Annotated in this window: 14 protein-coding genes and 4 tRNA genes; 11 read left to right on the top strand and 7 right to left on the bottom strand. The window is 43.5% G+C overall.

What is annotated here, in order from left to right:
* Window positions 1–26 precede the first annotated feature (26 nt).
* Window positions 27–1,115, bottom strand: a complete 1,089-nt coding sequence (gene prfA / locus Q4486_RS10160) for a peptide chain release factor 1 (RefSeq protein ID WP_303519314.1) — start codon at window positions 1,113–1,115, stop codon at window positions 27–29.
* Window positions 1,115–2,386, bottom strand: a complete 1,272-nt coding sequence (gene hemA, locus Q4486_RS10155; RefSeq protein WP_303418722.1) for a glutamyl-tRNA reductase — start codon at window positions 2,384–2,386, stop codon at window positions 1,115–1,117. Before hemA ends, prfA begins: the two co-directional genes overlap by 1 nt.
* A gap of 257 nt (window positions 2,387–2,643) precedes the next feature.
* Between hemA and Q4486_RS10150 the strand changes: the two genes are divergently transcribed.
* The 11 genes from Q4486_RS10150 (at window position 2,644) to Q4486_RS10100 (ending at window position 11,481) form a co-directional block, all read left to right on the top strand.
* Window positions 2,644–4,338, top strand: coding sequence for a tetratricopeptide repeat protein (locus tag Q4486_RS10150; RefSeq protein WP_303519312.1), 1,695 nt, complete (start codon window positions 2,644–2,646; stop codon window positions 4,336–4,338).
* 35 nt (window positions 4,339–4,373) lie between these two features.
* Window positions 4,374–4,958, top strand: a complete 585-nt coding sequence (lolB, locus tag Q4486_RS10145; RefSeq protein WP_303519310.1) for a lipoprotein insertase outer membrane protein LolB — start codon at window positions 4,374–4,376, stop codon at window positions 4,956–4,958.
* 124 nt (window positions 4,959–5,082) lie between these two features.
* Window positions 5,083–5,157 (top strand) — tRNA-Gln (locus tag Q4486_RS10140).
* 66 nt (window positions 5,158–5,223) lie between these two features.
* On the top strand, window positions 5,224–6,165 hold the full coding sequence (locus tag Q4486_RS10135; protein ID WP_067984270.1) for a ribose-phosphate pyrophosphokinase: 942 nt from the start codon (window positions 5,224–5,226) through the stop codon (window positions 6,163–6,165).
* A gap of 126 nt (window positions 6,166–6,291) precedes the next feature.
* Window positions 6,292–6,882 carry a 50S ribosomal protein L25/general stress protein Ctc gene (locus tag Q4486_RS10130; protein WP_303418734.1) on the top strand — a complete coding sequence of 197 codons (591 nt, stop codon included), beginning with the start codon at window positions 6,292–6,294 and terminating at the stop codon, window positions 6,880–6,882.
* 23 nt (window positions 6,883–6,905) lie between these two features.
* Window positions 6,906–7,496, top strand: a complete 591-nt coding sequence (gene pth, locus Q4486_RS10125) for an aminoacyl-tRNA hydrolase (RefSeq protein WP_067866581.1) — start codon at window positions 6,906–6,908, stop codon at window positions 7,494–7,496.
* Between the two features lie 22 nt (window positions 7,497–7,518).
* Window positions 7,519–8,610: a redox-regulated ATPase YchF gene (gene ychF / locus Q4486_RS10120; protein WP_303418738.1), complete on the top strand. Its 1,092-nt coding sequence runs from the start codon at window positions 7,519–7,521 to the stop codon at window positions 8,608–8,610.
* A 128-nt stretch (window positions 8,611–8,738) separates the two neighbouring features.
* Window positions 8,739–8,815, top strand: a tRNA-Met gene (locus Q4486_RS10115).
* A gap of 15 nt (window positions 8,816–8,830) precedes the next feature.
* Window positions 8,831–8,905 (top strand) — tRNA-Gln (locus tag Q4486_RS10110).
* Between the two features lie 205 nt (window positions 8,906–9,110).
* A tRNA-Gln gene (locus tag Q4486_RS10105) sits at window positions 9,111–9,185 on the top strand.
* A gap of 154 nt (window positions 9,186–9,339) precedes the next feature.
* On the top strand, window positions 9,340–11,481 hold the full coding sequence (locus Q4486_RS10100; RefSeq protein ID WP_303519309.1) for an EAL domain-containing protein: 2,142 nt from the start codon (window positions 9,340–9,342) through the stop codon (window positions 11,479–11,481).
* A 71-nt stretch (window positions 11,482–11,552) separates the two neighbouring features.
* Here Q4486_RS10100 and serB read toward each other — a convergent pair whose 3' ends face one another.
* The 5 genes from serB to Q4486_RS10075 all read right to left on the bottom strand — a co-directional run bounded on the left by serB (window position 11,553) and on the right by Q4486_RS10075 (window position 19,639).
* A complete protein-coding gene (gene serB / locus Q4486_RS10095; protein WP_303418744.1) occupies window positions 11,553–12,773 on the bottom strand; it encodes a phosphoserine phosphatase SerB in 1,221 nt (406 codons plus the stop codon).
* A 65-nt stretch (window positions 12,774–12,838) separates the two neighbouring features.
* The gene (locus tag Q4486_RS10090) at window positions 12,839–13,609 is read right to left on the bottom strand and encodes an efflux RND transporter periplasmic adaptor subunit (protein ID WP_303519307.1); all 771 of its coding nucleotides are present in this window, start codon (window positions 13,607–13,609) and stop codon (window positions 12,839–12,841) included.
* Between the two features lie 11 nt (window positions 13,610–13,620).
* Entirely contained in the window at window positions 13,621–15,609 is a 1,989-nt protein-coding gene (locus tag Q4486_RS10085) for a preprotein translocase subunit SecA (RefSeq protein WP_303519306.1), read from the bottom strand.
* Entirely contained in the window at window positions 15,602–17,743 is a 2,142-nt protein-coding gene (locus Q4486_RS10080; protein ID WP_303519305.1) for an efflux RND transporter periplasmic adaptor subunit, read from the bottom strand. The genes Q4486_RS10085 and Q4486_RS10080 overlap by 8 nt, the downstream gene beginning before the upstream one ends.
* Window positions 17,744–17,755: 12 nt before the next feature.
* On the bottom strand, window positions 17,756–19,639 hold the full coding sequence (locus Q4486_RS10075) for an HlyD family efflux transporter periplasmic adaptor subunit (RefSeq protein ID WP_303519304.1): 1,884 nt from the start codon (window positions 19,637–19,639) through the stop codon (window positions 17,756–17,758).
* Window positions 19,640–19,656 lie beyond the last annotated feature (17 nt).

Here is a 19,656-nt window from a genome sequence, read left to right as displayed (position 1 = left end):
AAAAGGGCCATAACGGCCCTTAACATTTAACTTTCCTCTGACAGAGCGCCGAGCTGCTCGGCTTGATACTCTTGCAGCAAAGGCTCAACTACATGCTGTAACTCACCACCGATAATCTCTTGTAACTTATAAAGTGTAAGATTAATACGATGATCCGTTACGCGACCTTGTGGGTAATTATAGGTACGGATACGTTCAGAACGATCTCCGCTACCCACTAGACCTTTACGCGTACTCGCCATCTCTGCCGCATTACGTTCATCTTCCGCAGCCTGTAAACGAGACGCAAGCAGTGACATAGCTTTTGCACGGTTCTTATGCTGCGAACGTTCCTCCTGACACTCAACCACTACACCCGTTGGTATATGTGTTAAGCGGATCGCTGAGTCCGTTTTGTTGACGTGCTGACCACCCGCACCTGAGGCTCGGAACGTGTCCACACGGAGATCACCTTTATTGATCTCGATCTCTGCAGATTCATCCATTTCAGGCATCACTGCAACGGTACAAGCTGAGGTATGCACACGACCTTGAGATTCAGTTTCAGGAACCCTCTGCACACGATGCGCGCCTGATTCAAATTTCAATTTAGAATAAACATCTGTGCCAACAATCCGCGATATAACCTCTTTATAACCACCATGATCGCCCTCATTGACACTTACAACCTCAACGCGCCAACCTTGCACTTCAGCAAAACGGGAGTACATACGAAAAAGGTCACCCGCAAAGATAGCGGCCTCGTCACCACCGGTTCCCGCTCGCACCTCTAAAAACACGTTACGCGAATCGTTTGGATCTTTTGGCAGTAACAGTACTTCTAGCTCAGACTCTAACTTTTCAATGCGTGCTTTAACCTCTGGGTATTCCTCTTTCCCCATCTCACGCATATCTGGGTCGCTATCATTCATCATAGCTTCCGCTTCATCCATATCTTCTACGGCTTGATTATAAGCAGCAAACCCCTGAACTACAGGCTCAAGCTCCGAATACTCTTTAGAGTAATCGCGAAATTTATTTTGATCAGTAATAACTTCAGCATCGGACAGCAAAGCCGCAAGCTCTTCATAACGATCGCTGAGTTTTTCGAGCTTACTTACGATTGATTCTTTCATTATTTCTCGTTTTTAAATGGATCACCGATCTGATGCAGCTCCTGCACAAGATCCAATAGATCGGTACGACCTTCAGCACTTGCTTTACGCATCTGAATCGTCGGATGATGGAGCAACTTATTTGTTAATCCGCGCGCTAACATCTGCAATATTTCGTCAGCCGGCTTCCCGTTCGCTAGTTGCTTAAGCGCTTTTTCTAATTCCTGATCACGCACTGCTTCCGCTTGACTCCGAAAAGCAGTTAATAGATCAACAGCCTCTAAAGAGCGAAGTTGACGCATAAACTCATGAGCGCCACTTTCAACAATCTCTTCAGCTTGGCGAGCCGCATTCTCACGGCTACGCTGATTTTCTTCGATAACCTCTTTTAAATCATCGACTGTATATAAATATACATCGTCCAATTCCGAAACTTGAGTTTCAATATCTCTCGGAACCGCAATATCAACCATAAAGATAGGTCGATGTTTACGCCGCTTAAGAGCTGCCTCAACCGCGCCTTTACCTAAGATAGGCAACTGACTCGCAGTTGACGAAATAACTATATCCGCTTCAGCCAAGGCATCAGGTATATCACCAAGTAAAATGGCCTGACCATCAAACTCTTCAGCTAAAGATAAGGCACGGCTTAAGGTGCGGTTAGCAACAGTAATATCTTTCACGCCCGCCTGAGAAAGGTGACGAGCCACCAGCTCTATCGTTTCTCCGGCACCGATCAACAAAGCTTTACTATCATTTAGATTTGCAAAGATATGCTGCGCCAAGCTCACAGCAGCATAAGCAACGGAAACGGGATTTTCACCTATCGCTGTATCAGTACGCACTTGTTTAGCAATAGAGAACGTTTGTTGAAACAAGCGTCCAAGTTCCGCACCTACATGACCATGCTCTTGGGAAAGACTATAAGCTGATTTCAATTGGCCCAATATTTGAGGTTCACCCAACACTAAAGAATCCAACCCACTGGCGACTCTCATCATATGCCGTGCGGCCTCTTCATCCCAGAGTGCATAAGAGCACTTCTGCAGCTCATTAGAATCAAGATTGTGATATTCACCCAGCCATTCTAATAAAGCTCGACTTCCCTCTATACCAGCAGAGCAATACAACTCAGTGCGATTACAAGTTGAAAGAATAGCGATCTCTTTAAGGCTTGCAAAATCCCGAGCAGCCAGCATCGCATCCGATAATAGCTCAGGCGCAAACGCAACGCGTTCACGCACCTCAACCGGTGCTGTTTTATGATTGATGCCTAATGCTAATAAAGCCATTTTTTCCGCCACTACTACCCACAGCCATATATACACAGTTACAACAGGCTAATGGTAACTAACCCCAATAAGCGCGCTATGATACAACGCTTTGCCCCAAAGGTTAAAACACCACTGAACATTTATAGGAACTTATTGTCAGAAATAGCGTATTAATACTAAGTAAAACCGCTTCAAGTAGCTGACAAGCAGTTACTGATTCAACTATAGTGATCAAACAATCATAGTGATGGCCTAGACATTAAGTGCATTTTTCAATGAATAGATCTTTTATATTTATTACTTTCTCATTGCTTATTCTGCAAGGCTGCCAGAGCAATCCAGCACCTAAGCAAACATTAGCATCAGAACCTGCAACCTACGTTCCTGGGGAATTTAATCAGGAATCACTTTACGATCTTCTACTTGCCGAAATTGCAGGGCAGCGACGATTATTCCCAATTGCGTTAGATAACTATTCAGTACAAGCCCAAAAAACTCGCGATCCAGCAGTGGCAGAGCGAGCAACACGTATTGCTCAGTACCTAAGAGATAGCGATAAAATTCTTAGCAGTGCGCGTCTATGGCGTGAGATCTCACCAGAAAACCCAGAACCATACCAAATAGAAGCCTCTATGCTGTTACATGAAGGCAAATACGAAGACGCTCTCCCATTAATCCAAAAAGCATTAGACTACGACGCTCTCCGCACGTTAGCGCTAATTCGTAACCAAAGTGAAAACATAAACAGCCAAACGAGCAGCGGCTACATCTCAATGCTCGAAGCATATAAAAAGAGCCACAAACCTCGCTCTGATTTAGCACTCACTTTAGCTTTACTTTACAAAGCATCAAACCAAACAGAACAGGCCCTTGCTTCATTTAATCAAGCACTAGATATCAACCCGGAAAACCCTGAAGCATTAATACAGAAAGCTGAACTACTGCGCTTAGAAAAAGATCTAGACGGCGCACTTACAATGATCAAGTCAGCCTTTGAGCAGCAACCCGAAAACAAACAACTTAACATTCTCTATACACAGCTATTATTCCAGACCAACCATATCCAAGAAGCCACTCAACAAGCCGAATCACTTTTAGATGACAATATTAAAGATAAACAGCTCACCTATTATTTAGCGCTTCTTTTACTTGAAAATGAACAATTAACAACTGCACAAAAAGCGTTTAAACACCTTTTAATTATCGAAGAGAACGATAGCTCTCCCCACTTTTATCTAGGCCATATTGCACAAGCTCAAAAGAATAACAAACAGGCGATTGAGCACTATATTTCGGTAAAAGAAGGCCCCAATGTTTTACAGGCATTAACACGAGCAGTCGCGCTACTAGAAAGCGACCAAAATAAGGCACAAGTCCAACAAATTCTAAAGGATGCACGTGCTTCACTACCTAGCCAAGCAACTCAAATATTTACCATAGAAGCCGAATGGCTAAACCTCCACAACTATAGCGATGAAGCATTTACCTTAATTGAAGATGCCTTGAGCCTAACGCCGGACAACACCACGCTACTCTACACACGCGCGATGATGATTGAATCAACCGACTTTCCACAAGCGGAGAAGGATTTACGTCAAGTACTAGCCCTAGACCCCGATAATGCGACCGCACTCAATGCGCTTGGCTATACTCTACTATTACATACCGATCGATTTACAGAAGCACATCAATTAATTCAAACCGCGCTAAATCTAGAACCCGAAGACCCCGCTATTTTAGATTCTATGGGCTGGGTATTACATAAGATGGGGCGTTCACAAGAAGCGCTACCTTATCTGGAAAAAGCTCACGCGTTATATTCAGACCCTGAAGTATCTAGCCATCTCATTCAAGTTTACTGGGCAACCGATCAAAAAGACAAAGCTAAAACGCTGCTCGAGTCTGCCCATAAAGAGAACCCAGACAATCCCTTTTTAGATGAAGCAATGCAAGCTATTGGTACTCAATAATTTGCATTGTTTAACTGACAGATATCAAAATCTATATGTATAAAAACTTATTCTTTGCCTTCTGCTGCTTATATTTAGCCGGTTGTAGTTTACAAAAAACTCAACCACTCTCTCCCAACCTATCTTGGGATGAGCATCAAACCCTTTTGAAACAATATTTAAACTGGGAACTAAGCGGTAAAGTTGGCATTCGCACAGCTGACGACAATCAAACAGCCAGCCTCAAATGGCTACAGATAGCGCAAACTTACCAAATTGATATACATGGCCCTTGGGGGCAAGGAGGAGCCTCAATCGAAGGAAAACCTGGGGCTGTTACCGTTAACGTATCTGGTGACAAACAATACAGGGGAGCCAACCCAGAACAAATATTATATGAGAAACTAGGTTGGGATCTGCCCATCAGCGATATTTACTGGTGGATACGCGGCTTACCTTCACCAGAAAAACCTTATACTCATCACCTTGAAGACAACCGCCTTAAAGCACTACAGCAGGACGGATGGAAGATTCAGTATCTACGCTATAACAACCTAAATCCCGCGCTGCCGAACAAGCTAAGCCTATCCAGAAATGATCTAAAAATAACGGTCATCATTAATAGCTGGATCAAACAATAAGATCCAAAGTAAAACGATAAGGAATATTAACCTCTAAGCGCCTCTAAGGTTTGACATTAAAAAGCCAATCCTAGATAATCTGCGCCTCTTTCAATGGGAGGCCGGTCCTCCAAGAGGAAAATGTTGGGGTATCGCCAAGCGGTAAGGCACTGGTTTCTGATACCAGTATGCGGAGGTTCGAATCCTCCTACCCCAGCCAAAAAAGCCTATGAACGGTTCCCAATCTATAGATTCCGAACAAATTACAATCGAAAAGGTGCACGCCGTGTCCAAGATGATGGTCTTCACCGGCAATGCTAACCCGGAACTTGCGCGAAAAGTAGTTGATCGCCTTGATATCCCTATGGGTAAAGCAAATGTTGGTCGTTTTAGTGATGGCGAAGTAAGCGTTGAGATTCAAGAAAACGTCCGTGGTAAAGATGTTTTCATTATACAATCTACCTGCGCGCCAACGAACGACAATCTAATGGAACTGATTGTACTTGCGGATGCTCTTCGCCGGGCATCAGCTTCACGTATTACAGCGGTTGTACCTTACTTTGGTTACGCCCGCCAAGATCGTCGCCCCCGCTCTGCTCGTGTACCTATCACAGCGAAAGTGGTTGCAGACATGATGGATGCTATTGGTATCGACCGCGTTCTTACGGTTGATCTCCATGCAGACCAGATTCAGGGATTCTTTAGTGTTCCTGTGGATAACGTTTACGGTTCACCTGTACTACTAGATGATATCGTTGACCAAGAATACGACAATATAATGGTTGTTTCGCCAGACGTAGGCGGTGTAGTACGCGCCAGAGCGGTTGCTAAACAACTTGATTGTGATCTTGCCATTATCGACAAACGTCGTGAGCGTGCAAATGAATCACAAGTAATGAATATTATAGGTGATGTTGAAGGCCGTACCTGCGTACTTGTCGATGACATGTGCGATACCGCAGGCACGCTGTGTAAAGCAGCCAAAGCGCTGAAAGCAAACGGTGCAGCACGCGTAGTTGCTTACGCGACTCACGCAGTTCTTTCCGGTCCTGCTGTTAGCAATATCACCAACTCAGATTTAGATGAATTTGTTGTCACTGACACAATCCCTCTTTCTGAAGCAGCCGCTGGCTGCAATAAAATTCGCCAGCTAACACTCGCGCCACTGCTTGCAGAAGCCGTTCGCCGTGTTTGTAACGAAGAATCTATCAGCGCAATGTTCCGCTAAGGTAACACTTACAACAATCGCTGATACAGCGCTCGCCACGAAGCGGCGAGCATATTGCCCATAAGGGCCAAATACTGCAAAACTTGGTCGCAAGGTTTTGCAGTTTGTTTATTTAAAGGTATTAAAATGTCTAACTTTGAAGTAAATGCAGTAGCACGTGAAGATGAAGGGAAAGGTGCGAGCCGCCGCCTACGTCGCACAGGTCTTGTTCCTGGTATTGTTTACGGTGGTGATAAGCGCAAAAAGCCAACAGCCATCGCAATGCCAAATAACGAGCTAATTAAGCTACTAGCAGACGATGCTTTCTACTCATCTATTGTTACACTAAAACTAGATGGCAAAGATGAGCAAGTGATCCTAAAAGATCTACAGCGTCACCCTGCTAAACCTGTTGTACTACATGCTGACTTTCAGCGTGTAACTAAATCCAGCGCGATCAAAATCACTGTTCCTGTTGAATTTGTCAACTTTGAAAAATCACCTGCATCTAAAGCTGCTTGCAAATTTGCATCTGAGAAAAACACAGTTGAAATTATTTGCCTAGCAACAGATCTACCAGAAAGCTTGGTAGTTGACCTATCTGATTGCGAAACAGACAAAGTACTTCACTTATCAGACATCACTTTGCCTGCAGGTGTTGAGATCGTATCTCTTCGTCGTGGCGGTGATCATGATCAAGGGATCGGTTACATTTACGCGCCTCGCGGCAACAAGTAATTTACCGGTAACAATGCACTAGCATGAAAGACAAGATTCAGCTAATTGTTGGCCTAGGTAATCCTGGCGATAAATATGCACAAACTCGTCACAATGCTGGTGCAGAGTTTGTCGAGCAGCTTGCTGCTCGACATCTCACCCCCCTAAAGCCCGAAAAGAAATATCATGGGCTTTACGCTAAAGCTAATATTAATGGTTCAATTGTACATTTACTTGTACCTACAACCTTTATGAATTTGAGCGGCCAATCCGTTTCAGCATTAGCAAACTTTTTTAAAATCCCACCTGAATCAATTTTAGTCGCGCATGACGAACTTGACCTGCCCCCAGGCATTGCTCGCTTTAAATTAGGCGGCGGACATGGTGGACATAATGGTTTACGAGATATTATTAGTAAACTTGGCAATAATAAGAATTTCTACCGCTTACGTATTGGAATAGGCCATCCCGGTCATAGCAGCCAAGTAAGTGGGTTTGTATTAAATAAAGCTCCAGCAAAAGAACGCGATGCAACTCTAACAGCAATAGATGAAGCAGAACGTCATTTGGAGTTAGCCATTACCGGCGACTGGGCCAAAGCAATGAACCAGTTACATAGCTTTTCAGCCAGCTAGTTTCAACTAACAGGAATCAATCATGGGTTTTAAATGCGGTATTGTTGGCCTGCCTAACGTAGGCAAATCTACACTTTTTAATGCGCTAACCAAAAACGGTATTGCCGCCGAGAATTTCCCATTTTGCACTATCGAGCCAAACGCCGGTACCGTGGCGATGCCCGATCCTCGTTTAGATAAATTAGCGGCAATCGTTGATCCTGAGCGCGTTCTACCAACAACCATGGAATTTGTGGATATTGCAGGACTCGTAGCAGGTGCATCAAAAGGCGAAGGTCTAGGTAATAAGTTTTTAGCTAACATCCGTGAAACCGATGCCATTGCACATGTTGTTCGCTGCTTTGAAGACGACAATGTTATCCATGTCGCCAACCGCATCGATCCCCTAGCTGACATAGAAATTATCAACCTTGAGCTCGCTTTAGCTGATTTAGACTCTGCAGAGAAACAACTACAACGTATACAAAAAGCAGCTAAAGGCGGCGATAAAGAGGCTGTCGCACAAAAAGCCATTCTAGAACGCTTGATTCCGCATCTAGAAGAGGGCCTACCTGTTCGAGCTTTAGGTCTGAATGACGATGAGATGGCCATCGCAAAGACTTTCCATATGCTAACCGTCAAACCAACAATGTATATAGCCAATGTTGATGAAGATGGTTTTGAAAATAATCCTCATCTAGACAAAGTCCGAGAGTTAGCCGCGACAGAACAAGCGGGCGTTGTGGTTGTCTGCAACAAACTCGAAGCTGAAATTTCAGAATTAGATGACGAAGAACGCAACGAGTTTCTTGAAGACCTGGGTATGGAAGAGCCTGGATTAGATCGTGTTATCCGCGAAGGCTACAACCTACTAGGCCTACAAACCTACTTTACCGCAGGCGTAAAAGAGGTTCGCGCTTGGACTGTCAAAGTAGGCGCAACAGCACCGCAAGCAGCGGGTGTTATCCATACCGACTTTGAAAAAGGCTTTATCCGCGCCGAAGTTGTTAGCTATGAGCACTTTATTGAGTTCAATGGCGAAAACGGCGCAAAAGACGCAGGGAAATGGCGCCTAGAAGGTAAAGACTATATTGTTCAAGATGGCGATGTTGTCCATTTCCGCTTCAACGTCTGAACAAAAATTCACCAAAAAAAGCCGACACTCATTGTCGGTTTTTTTTATTCATTTTTTTCTGATTTTTTCCTAGATAACCTATTGACAGATAAACCGAAAAAGCGAATAATGCGCGCCTCTGAAGCGTTGGCAATATAGCTCAGTTGGTTAGAGCATCGCATTCATAATGCGAGGGTCGCAGGTTCGAGTCCCGCTATTGCCACCATGTTTCAGATAATGCTGGGGTATAGCCAAGCGGTAAGGCAACGGGTTTTGATCTCGTCATGCGGAGGTTCGAATCCTCCTACCCCAGCCACTATTTAAGCATTAGCTATTCATGTTAATCAAAGTGGCATTAACCAAGATTAGTTAAACTATGTAACTTTAGTCCTGCTTAAACCTTAGGTTAGTTTAAAACTACCATCTTCTACATATAGACTTTCTCAGCATATAAATCGCTTTGGTTTTAAATCCTTATAGGTTGAAACCTCTGAAGATAAAGCTGTGTATTCTATCCTTGTTGGGGTATCGCCAAGCGGTAAGGCACTGGTTTCTGATACCAGCATGCGGAGGTTCGAATCCTCCTACCCCAGCCATTTCTTATCCCCTTCTAAACACCCTCCATAATTTGATTATCCAATCTTCTTTAGAAACCTGACAACAACCAATAAACCGGATATATTTAACACTACTCATATTATTAATGAGCAGTAGATTTTAAAGGAATTAAATTCTGGAGTTCGCACATACATGTCTCAGGTTATTGAAGTTGACGACAGCACGTTGTTGAATAAATATGAAAACAATCAGCCCCGCAAACAGCGCCTGAGAAGAAATGTACAACTTCTGTTCTTAGGCTTATCTGCCGAAGAGACCGCGCCACTTATAACGCTGCTACGAACATCTAGAATATCCCCACGCGGCAAACAGGTAAATAATGAAACAGAGTTCCTCAGCGCCCTTAGCGAGCGATCTTGGGACCTAATTTTATGCACTATAGATCGTGGTGAATTCACCTCTAAACAAGCCATAAGCCATTTGAAGCGTTTAGATAAAGATATTCCCGTCATACAGATTATTCCCAGTTCTGATAGCCACCTACTGCTACAAGGCTTAAAAAACCATATCCAAGCCGTCGTGCCTTTAGATGAAAAAGAATTAGTTCTGATCAACATCAGACGTGAACTAGATCACTTAGATAACCGTCGCCGTTTAAGGGCAGCCGAAGCATCCTTAGCTGAAGCCGAAAAACGTGCTCAGCAACTAATGCTTAGCTCGAAAAACGCTATTGCCTGCTGCGACCAAGGCTCGCTTGTTTGTATTAATGAAAGCTTTCTTGACCTCTTGGGCTTTGAAAGCAATGAACAAGTGGAAGGCAAACCTCTGGTCGATTTCCTCAATTTTGAAGATCGGAAAAAATTCACAGAACAATTAAGCAAAATGGATGCGCAGCATCTGAACGAATCAGAGTTACAGCTCAGCGTTCAGAGAAGCGACCGCACAGAGTTCACTGCAAACATGGAACTCTCCGTTATAGAGCGTAACCAGAAGCAGCTCATTAGAGTCCTATTCCGAGTCGATGATCACCATGTAGGCGGACTATTAAACGAAGATTTAGACTATATCTCTGGGCTCTTTAACAAACACCATCTCCATAAGCAGCTCGAACAGATAACCCAAAGAGCGCAACGAGGTGGCAATGATTGCTCTTTACTCTACATAGAGCTTGATCAGCTCGCACAAATTAAAGAAAAACGCGGCCATGAAGGAAGCGATCAGCTAATACGAGATATTTCAGCCCTTCTGCACAAAAAGGTTAATAAAGCTCATTTACTAACACATCCAGAAGAGAACGCCTTTGTAATCATCTTTAAAGACCCGCATGTAGAAAAAGCCGAAGCCTTTGCTGAAAAGTTATGCCAATGCATCGCAAAAACGTGCTCAACTATATCGGGCATGGAGGTTCAATCAACTTGTTCTATAGGCATAACCGTTATTAACGACAGCACCCCTCCTCAAGATGAACTTTTAAATCGCGCAAAAATGGCGATTGCTGATCTTAGAAAAGAAAAAGGCAATGGAGATGGCGTTAAACTACATATCCCTCAAGCTGCCATTATTGAAGAAAAAGATGATGAATACGAAAATATTCGCACTTTAATCGACCAAAAGAATTTCAGGTTACTCTACCAACCTATAGTGAATCTCACCTCTGATGACCACAAGGAGCAGTACTATGAAGTATTACTCCGCCTACTAGATGATGAGAAAAACATGCTGGCACCTTGTGATTTTATGGCCACTGTTGAAGATTCCGAAGCATCAATAAAGGTTGATCGCTGGGTTATTGAACACAGCCTTATCCAGCTGAAGAGATCACTTAACCAAGAAATCAAAAACACACTATTTATCAATATATCCGCACACGTATTAAGTGATACAAAATTACTTACTTGGCTATCCGGTGTACTTAGAAAAAATAAGATTCCAGCCGAACGATTAGTTTTCCAGATCAGTGAATCAGATATAGCTATTTCACCTCGCCAAGCACAAGCTTTTACTGAAAAACTACAAAAAATTCATTGTAGAGTCTGTATTAAGCATTTTGGCAACGCACTCAATGCCAACGATATACTCTCTATGGTGCACTCTGATTTCGTCAAACTTGACGCATCTTATACACAAGACCTAAACAACACACCGGAACTCGATGAGCAGTTCTATAGCCTAATCCAGCAGCTAGGAAGTCTTGATAAGATATCTATTGCGCCGCAAGTAGAAGATACCAAAACAATGGCCTCCCTATGGAAAGCCGGTGTTGACTATGTACAGGGAAATTATTTACAGCCCCCGAAAGAAAAAATGGACTATGATTTTTTCGCCGAACAATAACTCGTTAAACTAAGAGCATCCATATACAAAAACAGCCCTTGATAGGGCTGTTTTTTTAATCCATATACCGCTTACTCTTGCAACGTATCTCGGTCACGGAAACCAATAAGGTACAGAATACCATCTAAACCTAAGGTAGAAATTGCTTGCTTTGCGCTTTCTCGAACTAGAGGCTTAGCACGAAAAGCTATACCTAGGCCTGCGATAGAGAGCATTGGCAGATCATTCGCTCCATCACCAACCGCAATAGTCTGCTCTAGGCGAATCCCCTCTTTCTGCGCGATCTCACGCAGCAGTTCAGCTTTACGCTCACCATTCACAATCACGCCTTTAACTTCGCCGGTTACTTTACCCGCTTCATCAATATCAAGCTCATTCGCATAAACATAGTCAAAGCCCAGCTTATCCTGTAAACGGGATGCAAAATAGGTAAAGCCGCCCGACAAGATCGCCGTTTTAAAACCTAACGCCTTCAAGTTAGAGACCAATTCCTCAGCCCCTTCAGTCATCGGTAACCGCTCAGCAATACGCTCCAGCACTGAAACATCCAGCCCCTTTAAAAGCGCCATACGACGGCGGAAGCTTTCATTAAAATCAATCTCTCCACGCATTGCCGCTTCAGTAATTTCAGCGACTTGATCACCTACACCTGCTTCTTTGGCTAGCTCATCAATCACTTCAGCTTCGATCAGCGTAGAGTCCATATCAAACACAACTAAACGACGGTTACGGCGATAGATATTATCCTCTTGAAAGGCGATATCCACATCAAGGTCGCTCGCCGCTGTCAAAAATTCTGATCTTAATTTCGCTGCATCGGCAGGCGCACCACGCACTGAAAATTCGACACAGGCTTTAGTTTGCTCACAGCTATCACTTAAACTAATACGCCCGGACAAACGACTAATATTATCGATATTCAAACTATGGAGCGCCGCAATTTCGGTGACCCGCGCAATTTGAACCGAACTTAGCTTACGTGACAACAAGGTGATGATATGACGTGACTTACCTTGGCCCGCAACCCAGGCCTCATAATTATGCTCATCAACTGGCTGAAAACGGATATTCATATTAAGCTCATGCGCTTTAAAGAGAATATCCCTTAACAACGGAGATGACTCCGCGGCCTTTGGCACTTCAATTAAAATACCTAAAGAAAGCGTATCGTGAATAACCGCCTGACCAATATCTAAAATATTGATCTGAAATTGAGCAAGTATATTGGTAATAGCAGAGGTAACCCCGGGCTTATCGTCACCCGAGATATTAAGCAGAATAATCTCTTTCATCAAAAGCGGTTCCAGTGGAAACTCATATTGGTGCTGATTATAACAAAGCGAACTTATAGGGCCTATTAATCATTCAGTTGTGGCGCGAACTGAATTCTACATTTAAGGCCTGCGGGTAAAACCAACTCATCATTTGGCACCAGAACCCTAATCGCAAATGTACCACTCGCCGCATCAATTAACGGGTCGACCAGATGCACTGTACCTTTATAACCCTGCCCTAAAACAACATCAGGAAAGAGCAGCACATCCATTCCTTTCTGTATTTTCCCGTAAAACTCTGAGCGCATAACCACTTCCGCATGCAAAGGGTTTAGCGCAACAATCTTCATAAACGGTTCTTCATCGACCAATTCACCGGGTTCCAGGTAACGTTCAACAACAACACCAGATATAGGGCTCTTTGTTTCTCGCTGCTTTAGTCTAATATAAGACTCACTCGCAAGAAGTTCCGCTAGGCGCTGTTCAGTCAACATTTCATCTCGTTCATGATCAGACAATAAACCTTTTTTATAAAGCACTTCATTACGCTTTACTTTTCGCTTAGCAAACGACACTTTCGCACGTGCAGTCGCCAATACTGCCCGTTCAACTCGTGAGCTTAGTGAGATAAGTACCTGCCCCTTTTTAACTCGATCACCCCGCTGCACTGTTACTTTTTCAAGTACACCCGTCACCTCACTACTAAGCTCAACCTCCATACTAGGCTCTAACAAGCAGCTTAATGCCCCCTCATCAAAAACCGAAGGTTCAGTAACATTCTCAGCAGCGGGCTCTGCAGCAGCCTGAGTCGATATAAAAAGCAACGCGATCAAAATACTGAAGAAATACTTCATTATTAACTGTCCTATATTTTACTGCTTGTGAACGAGAGCATCTCTCGTTGGCGTTCATCCGCTTTCAGCAACTCTGCACGCATTCGCACATGCTCAGCTTCTAGTTGTTTCTGAGCCCGCCGCATTAACCCAAAAGTAAGTGATCGACTAATAAAACTTGGTAGTGGGAGGCGTAAAACAAACCTCATCCAATGAACATATGCTTGAGTGAGAATAGCATCGTCAAGTGAAAGGATAATTTCAAAGCTTCCTTTATCTCCTTGTCGAGCACACCGCCCTTCTAATTGGCGGTCTATACGCGAGGCTTCGTGTAATTCAGTAAGGATAACATGTAACCCGCCTGCTTTTTCCACACAATCCTGTAGTTTTATATCCGTTCCTCGCCCCGCCATATTAGTTGCTATAGTAACCGCACCGGGTATACCTGCCTGTGCGACAATATCCGCCTCTTGCTCATCCTGTTTTGCATTTAACAATTGGTGACAGACACCCGCAGCCTGCAACTTTTCACTTAACAGCTCAGATGCCGCAACTGAATGAGTACCAACGAGAACGGGACGCTCTTCACGGTGCAACTCAATTATTCGCTGCACAACCTTGGTCCATTTAAGCTGCTCATTTTCAAGCACCCAACGTCCAGTCCGTTTCCGCAAACTTGGCCTATTAGTTGGAATAAAAACAACAGGCAAAGCATATACGCTCCATAACTCAGGCATAACCTCTTTCGCTGTACCAGTCATCCCCCCTAAATGATGATAAAAACGAAAAAAGTTTTGGAAACTAATTTTCGCCAATGTCTCCCTGGGCTTTGATAATTCACACCCTTCTTTAATTTCAATTAACTGATGCAGGCCTCGCTCCCAGGTTCTATCAGCCATTACCCTGCCAGTATGCTCATCAATAATCATAATTTTGCCATCATCAACAAGGTAGTGTTTATCGATATCGAAAAGGTGCAGTGCGGTTAACGCTTGATGAACTAATTCTAAGCACCTCACCCGTCCAACCCAATAGGGCCCTAGGCCATCCGTCAACGCTAGAACTTCCTCTTCACCTTTCTCTGTATATTCAAGCCGGTGCTCCCTAGCAATAACTTTGTAGTGAGCGTTTTGCTTTAATTTTTGCGCAATCGACATCGCCTGCTGATACACCCACTGCTGATCTTCTTGATTTATCTCTGGGCCTGAAATAATTAACGGGGTACGCGCCTCATCTAATAGAATACTGTCGGCTTCATCAACAATCGCAAAATGCAGCCCTCTCAACATTAACTGCTCCAGCATCGCTTGGTTACCTTTTAAACGCTCAGCATGTCGATTTAGTTGATGTGTTCTTCCTGCTAATACAATACTGTCTTTTAAAAAATCAAAAACAAGTTCCTTATTCGTGCAATAAACAACGTCTTTAGCATAAATATCTTTCCGTTCTTGCGAACTTAAACCATGAATAATGACACCTAAATTTAACCCTAGCGCTTCATACACTGGGGCCATTTCTTCTGCATCACGCGCCGTTAAATAATCGTTCACAGTAACCACATGGACCGGGATTCCAGCCATCGCTGCCGTCGCTGCCGATAATGTAGCCGTAAGTGTTTTACCTTCTCCTGTCTGCATTTCAGCTATATTTCCATGAAACATAGCTAAACCACCCAGTAACTGGCTATCAAAATGCCGCATACCTAGTACCCGACCAGAGACTTCCCTCACTAAAGCAAAACTTTTTATTAATAAGGGGTCTGTCACTCCATTTTTTCTAAGCTGAGCTTTAAGTGTTTCTCGGTAAGTATCAAGCGCATCTGTAGATAGGGTTTCAAGCACTTTTGCCTCTTTATGGATCGGCCTCAAAAAGCGTTTATATAGCCATAACGACGAACGTGCAGGTCTAGAAAAAAATGAAGCAATTTTACGAGACCAATGCTGCAATGCACTCACTTTATGTAAGTGTTGCTGTGGTCTTTCAAGGACATTGCTAGGTAAACACTGCGGCCGTTTATACATCAAACTGCCTCAAGAAAACACGCCGTACAGCCCGGTACCACCGATAAAACACAGGTTCCGAATCATGCTCAAATAAAACATAAACTCGTTCATCAAACCTGTTTTTAGGTGCATCGGGCACAGATATGTCCATCCGAAAATGCCCTCTAAAACTTTTTAAACGGTCTCCACCCTGAGGATCAACGGCAATTTTCCCTCCACCATCAACACTTAAAATAGAACTGGGCATCTCTTGGGTAGACGCCGGCATTAAACGAATAATTTCCCCTGCGTAGCTTTGCTCTGGTGATGTAACAAAACGTAGCTCAATTGAACGTGTTTGATTCCGCACTAAATCGATATTATCCTCAGAGACCAAAACAGTCACAGGGAGGTTTTGATAATTGATAACAGACCCAACCATTTCGCCACGGTTAAGGTACTTTCCTAGCAAACGACTAGCGCCGGGAATGATTACCTCTCCTGAAGAGGTGCTATACAAATTGACCCCTTTCAAGCGCTCTTTAGCCCGTTCGAACTCTCTTTCAATAAACCGCAACTCTTCTCGTAAAATATCAGAAGCAGACCGATCCCTTAGGCTAGATACTAAACGAATTCTAGCTTCCTTCACTTGCGCTTCAAGTACACTTGCTTTCGCAACTAGATCAGGAGAATCTAACGTTATTAGCAGTGTTCCCTTTTCAACATAGCTCCCCGACTGAACTTCAACACTCTTAACAAAGCCCGCGATATCAGTGCGCACATAAGCATCTTGAGGCACCCATAGCACGCCTTCTACTTGTGTTTTATAAGGTACCGGTAACAAAAACAAACCGGCTACTACCGCAGAGGCGATAACAGCACTGACCCAGAAAATGCGGAGACGCCGATTACGCAACTGTGGATCGGTGATCGGTTTAGATACTGTTTTCATAATAGGCATAATCAAAGTCAACCATATAGACCAAATAGCAAGCAAACTACCAATAATAAAATACTGAGATGCAACAAATAACGCGATAGCCACCATCACAATGAGGCGATAGATATACGCAGCTATAGCATACCCAGCAAGCCATGCAGCTTCTCCGCGACTGTTGGCCGTCGGCGTTAAGTTAGGCACAGAAAATAAATAGTGTTTTACCAAATAAGCGACCTGAGCATTACCCCTTGCCCCAAGATTTGGAATCTCAATAAAATCAGCTAATACATAATATGCATCAAACCGGAGAAGAGGATTACCATTAAATAAGACAGTAGAAATCCCGCCAATCAGCATCGTATTAAAAGCCACCGCACGTACGACACCCGGCTCAGCCAAACTCCATACAATCATGGCTAACCCTGCCAAAAAAAGCTCCATCAATATGCCTGCGGCACCGACCAGCATACGTTGGTATTTGTTTCTAAACGACGAGGCAGCTGACGCATCAACATAAGGAACAGGAAACATGACCAGTAGCATGATCCCGACCTCATGTACTTCTCCTCCCCAATGTTTTACTGCATATGCATGCCCGAGCTCATGCGTAATTTTGACAAACGGGTAGACCAGCGCAATTAGTAAAATATTCTCTAAGGCTAAAATCCGGTCGCTAACATTATCGGTTAACCCATCCCAATTAATAACCGCAAGCGTTAACGCTATAGCAATAACAACGAGCCACAATACAAGGCCAAACCAAGAATAAACGGGCCGTAGATATTTCATTGTTCTGGCTAAAAACGGTTCAGGATCAAGTAGGGGAATTCGGATACTCAACGGTGACTTCAACTGCTGGAGCAGTTTTTTGTTTTGATCATCTCGCCGCCGTATTTGTAGCTCTTCAATATCGGGCAATATATCCGACTGAATGACATTGGCTTTATTCAGCTGAGCAACGAGCTGTATTATTTCGTCTTGTGTTGGCATCCCATCCCCAAGACGAGCACATGCAATATCCCAAATTTCTTGCAGTGTTAACCGGCCATCCATTAAGCCAATTATTTGATAGGCTTCAGGTGTAAAGCGCTGGAACTGTCCTGTCACATGATCTTGTAGCACGTACCATACTTTGCCCCTATATATATGACGGTGTATAGCTGCGTGCTTACGTAAACGCACAGTTAAGTCGGATACGCGATACCAAGATGGACTAAAAAGAGATGCTGACATAAATCTCTCCTTTTAGGCCCACCATGACCAGACTTTTAATCTAAACCATTCATTCAATTCGCGTGTCCATATTGAGATTAACTTTCGATTATCAATATGGATTTTTCCGATACCTTCCATCCCTGGCTGCAATTGATCTGATTTTCCTTGTAATGATGCTTCTACTGTAAAGTAAGTTGCTCCGTCTTTTGATTCAGTCAAAGGTGTAATTTTTGTAACAACAAAAGGGAACGGTTTCTCTGGTAAGGCAGATAAGTGCAACGTACCATTTTGCCCAATTTTAAGATCGGCTATTCGGCTTTCTTTCACCAACAAATTAATACGGTAAAAGTGCAAAGGTGAAACCTCAAACAGTACTTCGCCTTTTTCAACCGCACCCCCTAAACGCTGACTAAGGTCCCCCCCTACAATCAAACCATCAAAGGGCGCTAAAAGCTCTGCTCGCTGTAGCTGACTATCGACTAATTTTAATTGTGCATCTACCTGATCTTGCTGTGCATTAATGATATTTATTTTGGCTCGATCATGGATAGCAAGTGCTTCTTGATATTGACGTTTCAGTTTTGCTTTTTCACTCAACCATTTTAATTTTTCTAAATGCAGGTCTCGATCATCCAACTGTACTAACAGCTGATCTTTACTCACCACATCACCCGCCCTATGTACTGCCGAATAGATATAACTATCATAAGGAGCAGCAACAACACGCTGAATGTAACTATCTAAACGCGCATCAGCAGATAAACGATATTGGCCTTCTGCGAGACTAAAAAAAACAACCACGATAGCAACAATAATAACAAACAGCTTACGGCCCAAATAACCAACACCTAATAAACGACTTAGTTGTTGTTTTCCGGCATCAATAATTTTCTTTATAAGAGGGCGATCATTAAGCCGTTTATCTTCTAAAGCGGGTACAACTAAAGCAGCCATACTTTCACATAATGCTATCTCATCGGAAGAGAAAGGCCGGTCAGGGTTGCGCTCTAGACACAATGCTCCCTTAATGTCCGAGTTCACAAATAAAGGAATACTCAAAACACATGAGTCTCCTTGCAACTGAGAAAGCTTTTGGTGCGCTTGAGTAATAGTACCTGGGACTAAGTTAACCTCAGGAAAAGCAATCGCACTTTTCTGATCAATAGCCTCATCCATTACCTCTTCAATGCTACGAACCAAGTTCATTCGCTTACCAAATTGGGTACTGTGAGAAAGGTGCTCTAAGCGAGACCTTTTCTTTCTATATGACCCTAAGCAAACACGATCACAATTGAATGATACCGCTAGCTCAGTCACTAACCGCATAGCCGCACTGGCATAATCTGGCTCAGACATAACACTCGCAAGCAGATCCACTCCACCCTCTAAACGTTCACGATTACTATCCGTGTCGATCAAGCTGGCTTTCACGTCTAACAGTTCGACACCCACAGATGCTAACTGCATTAACTTCATCATTTTTGTCAGTTGTTCTTGATATTTAACCTGGGCGCTAATGGCAACTACAGCGATTAAACGCTCACCTGAAAAAATAGGGAGCGCAACCGCAAACAACTCACTGTCACTGGATTGACCTTCTAAAGCAGTTACTAGGGCAGTTTTACCTACAATTACCTGTTCAACCAATTCAATCAACTCTGTAATAAATGTAGGCGAAGAAGGCCAGCCAGCTACAGGCTGATAGACACCCTCATCCCCTATCGGCATCAAAAGTAACCCCGATTGAGCCCCAGGGATCACTTCACATTGCTGATCTAAGTATTGTTGATAAAAATTAGTACTTTGAGATGAAGGTAGGATTGAAGCGGTGTCACTATTTTTTGTTGCAGAATACGTATCAGATGCAGCATCGGTGTGCTCCAACGACGAAGAAGTATTTGTCTGTTCTTCCATAAAAAACTAAGTCCGCG

Source organism: Neptuniibacter sp. 2_MG-2023, from assembly GCF_030547495.1.
Taxonomy (GTDB): Bacteria; Pseudomonadota; Gammaproteobacteria; order Pseudomonadales; family Balneatricaceae; genus Neptuniibacter.
This window is presented reverse-complemented; position numbering and strand designations above follow the sequence as displayed.

Coding starts and splice junctions, on each gene's coding strand:
- prfA (WP_303519314.1), bottom strand. CDS start 1,115: ATGAAAGAATCAATCGTAAGTAAGCTCGAAAAACTCAGCGATCGTTAT.
- hemA (WP_303418722.1), bottom strand. CDS start 2,386: ATGGCTTTATTAGCATTAGGCATCAATCATAAAACAGCACCGGTTGAG.
- Q4486_RS10150 (WP_303519312.1), top strand. CDS start 2,644: ATGAATAGATCTTTTATATTTATTACTTTCTCATTGCTTATTCTGCAA.
- lolB (WP_303519310.1), top strand. CDS start 4,374: ATGTATAAAAACTTATTCTTTGCCTTCTGCTGCTTATATTTAGCCGGT.
- Q4486_RS10130 (WP_303418734.1), top strand. CDS start 6,292: ATGTCTAACTTTGAAGTAAATGCAGTAGCACGTGAAGATGAAGGGAAA.
- pth (WP_067866581.1), top strand. CDS start 6,906: ATGAAAGACAAGATTCAGCTAATTGTTGGCCTAGGTAATCCTGGCGAT.
- ychF (WP_303418738.1), top strand. CDS start 7,519: ATGGGTTTTAAATGCGGTATTGTTGGCCTGCCTAACGTAGGCAAATCT.
- Q4486_RS10100 (WP_303519309.1), top strand. CDS start 9,340: ATGTCTCAGGTTATTGAAGTTGACGACAGCACGTTGTTGAATAAATAT.
- serB (WP_303418744.1), bottom strand. CDS start 12,773: ATGAAAGAGATTATTCTGCTTAATATCTCGGGTGACGATAAGCCCGGG.
- Q4486_RS10090 (WP_303519307.1), bottom strand. CDS start 13,609: ATGAAGTATTTCTTCAGTATTTTGATCGCGTTGCTTTTTATATCGACT.
- Q4486_RS10085 (WP_303519306.1), bottom strand. CDS start 15,609: ATGTATAAACGGCCGCAGTGTTTACCTAGCAATGTCCTTGAAAGACCA.
- Q4486_RS10080 (WP_303519305.1), bottom strand. CDS start 17,743: ATGTCAGCATCTCTTTTTAGTCCATCTTGGTATCGCGTATCCGACTTA.
- Q4486_RS10075 (WP_303519304.1), bottom strand. CDS start 19,639: ATGGAAGAACAGACAAATACTTCTTCGTCGTTGGAGCACACCGATGCT.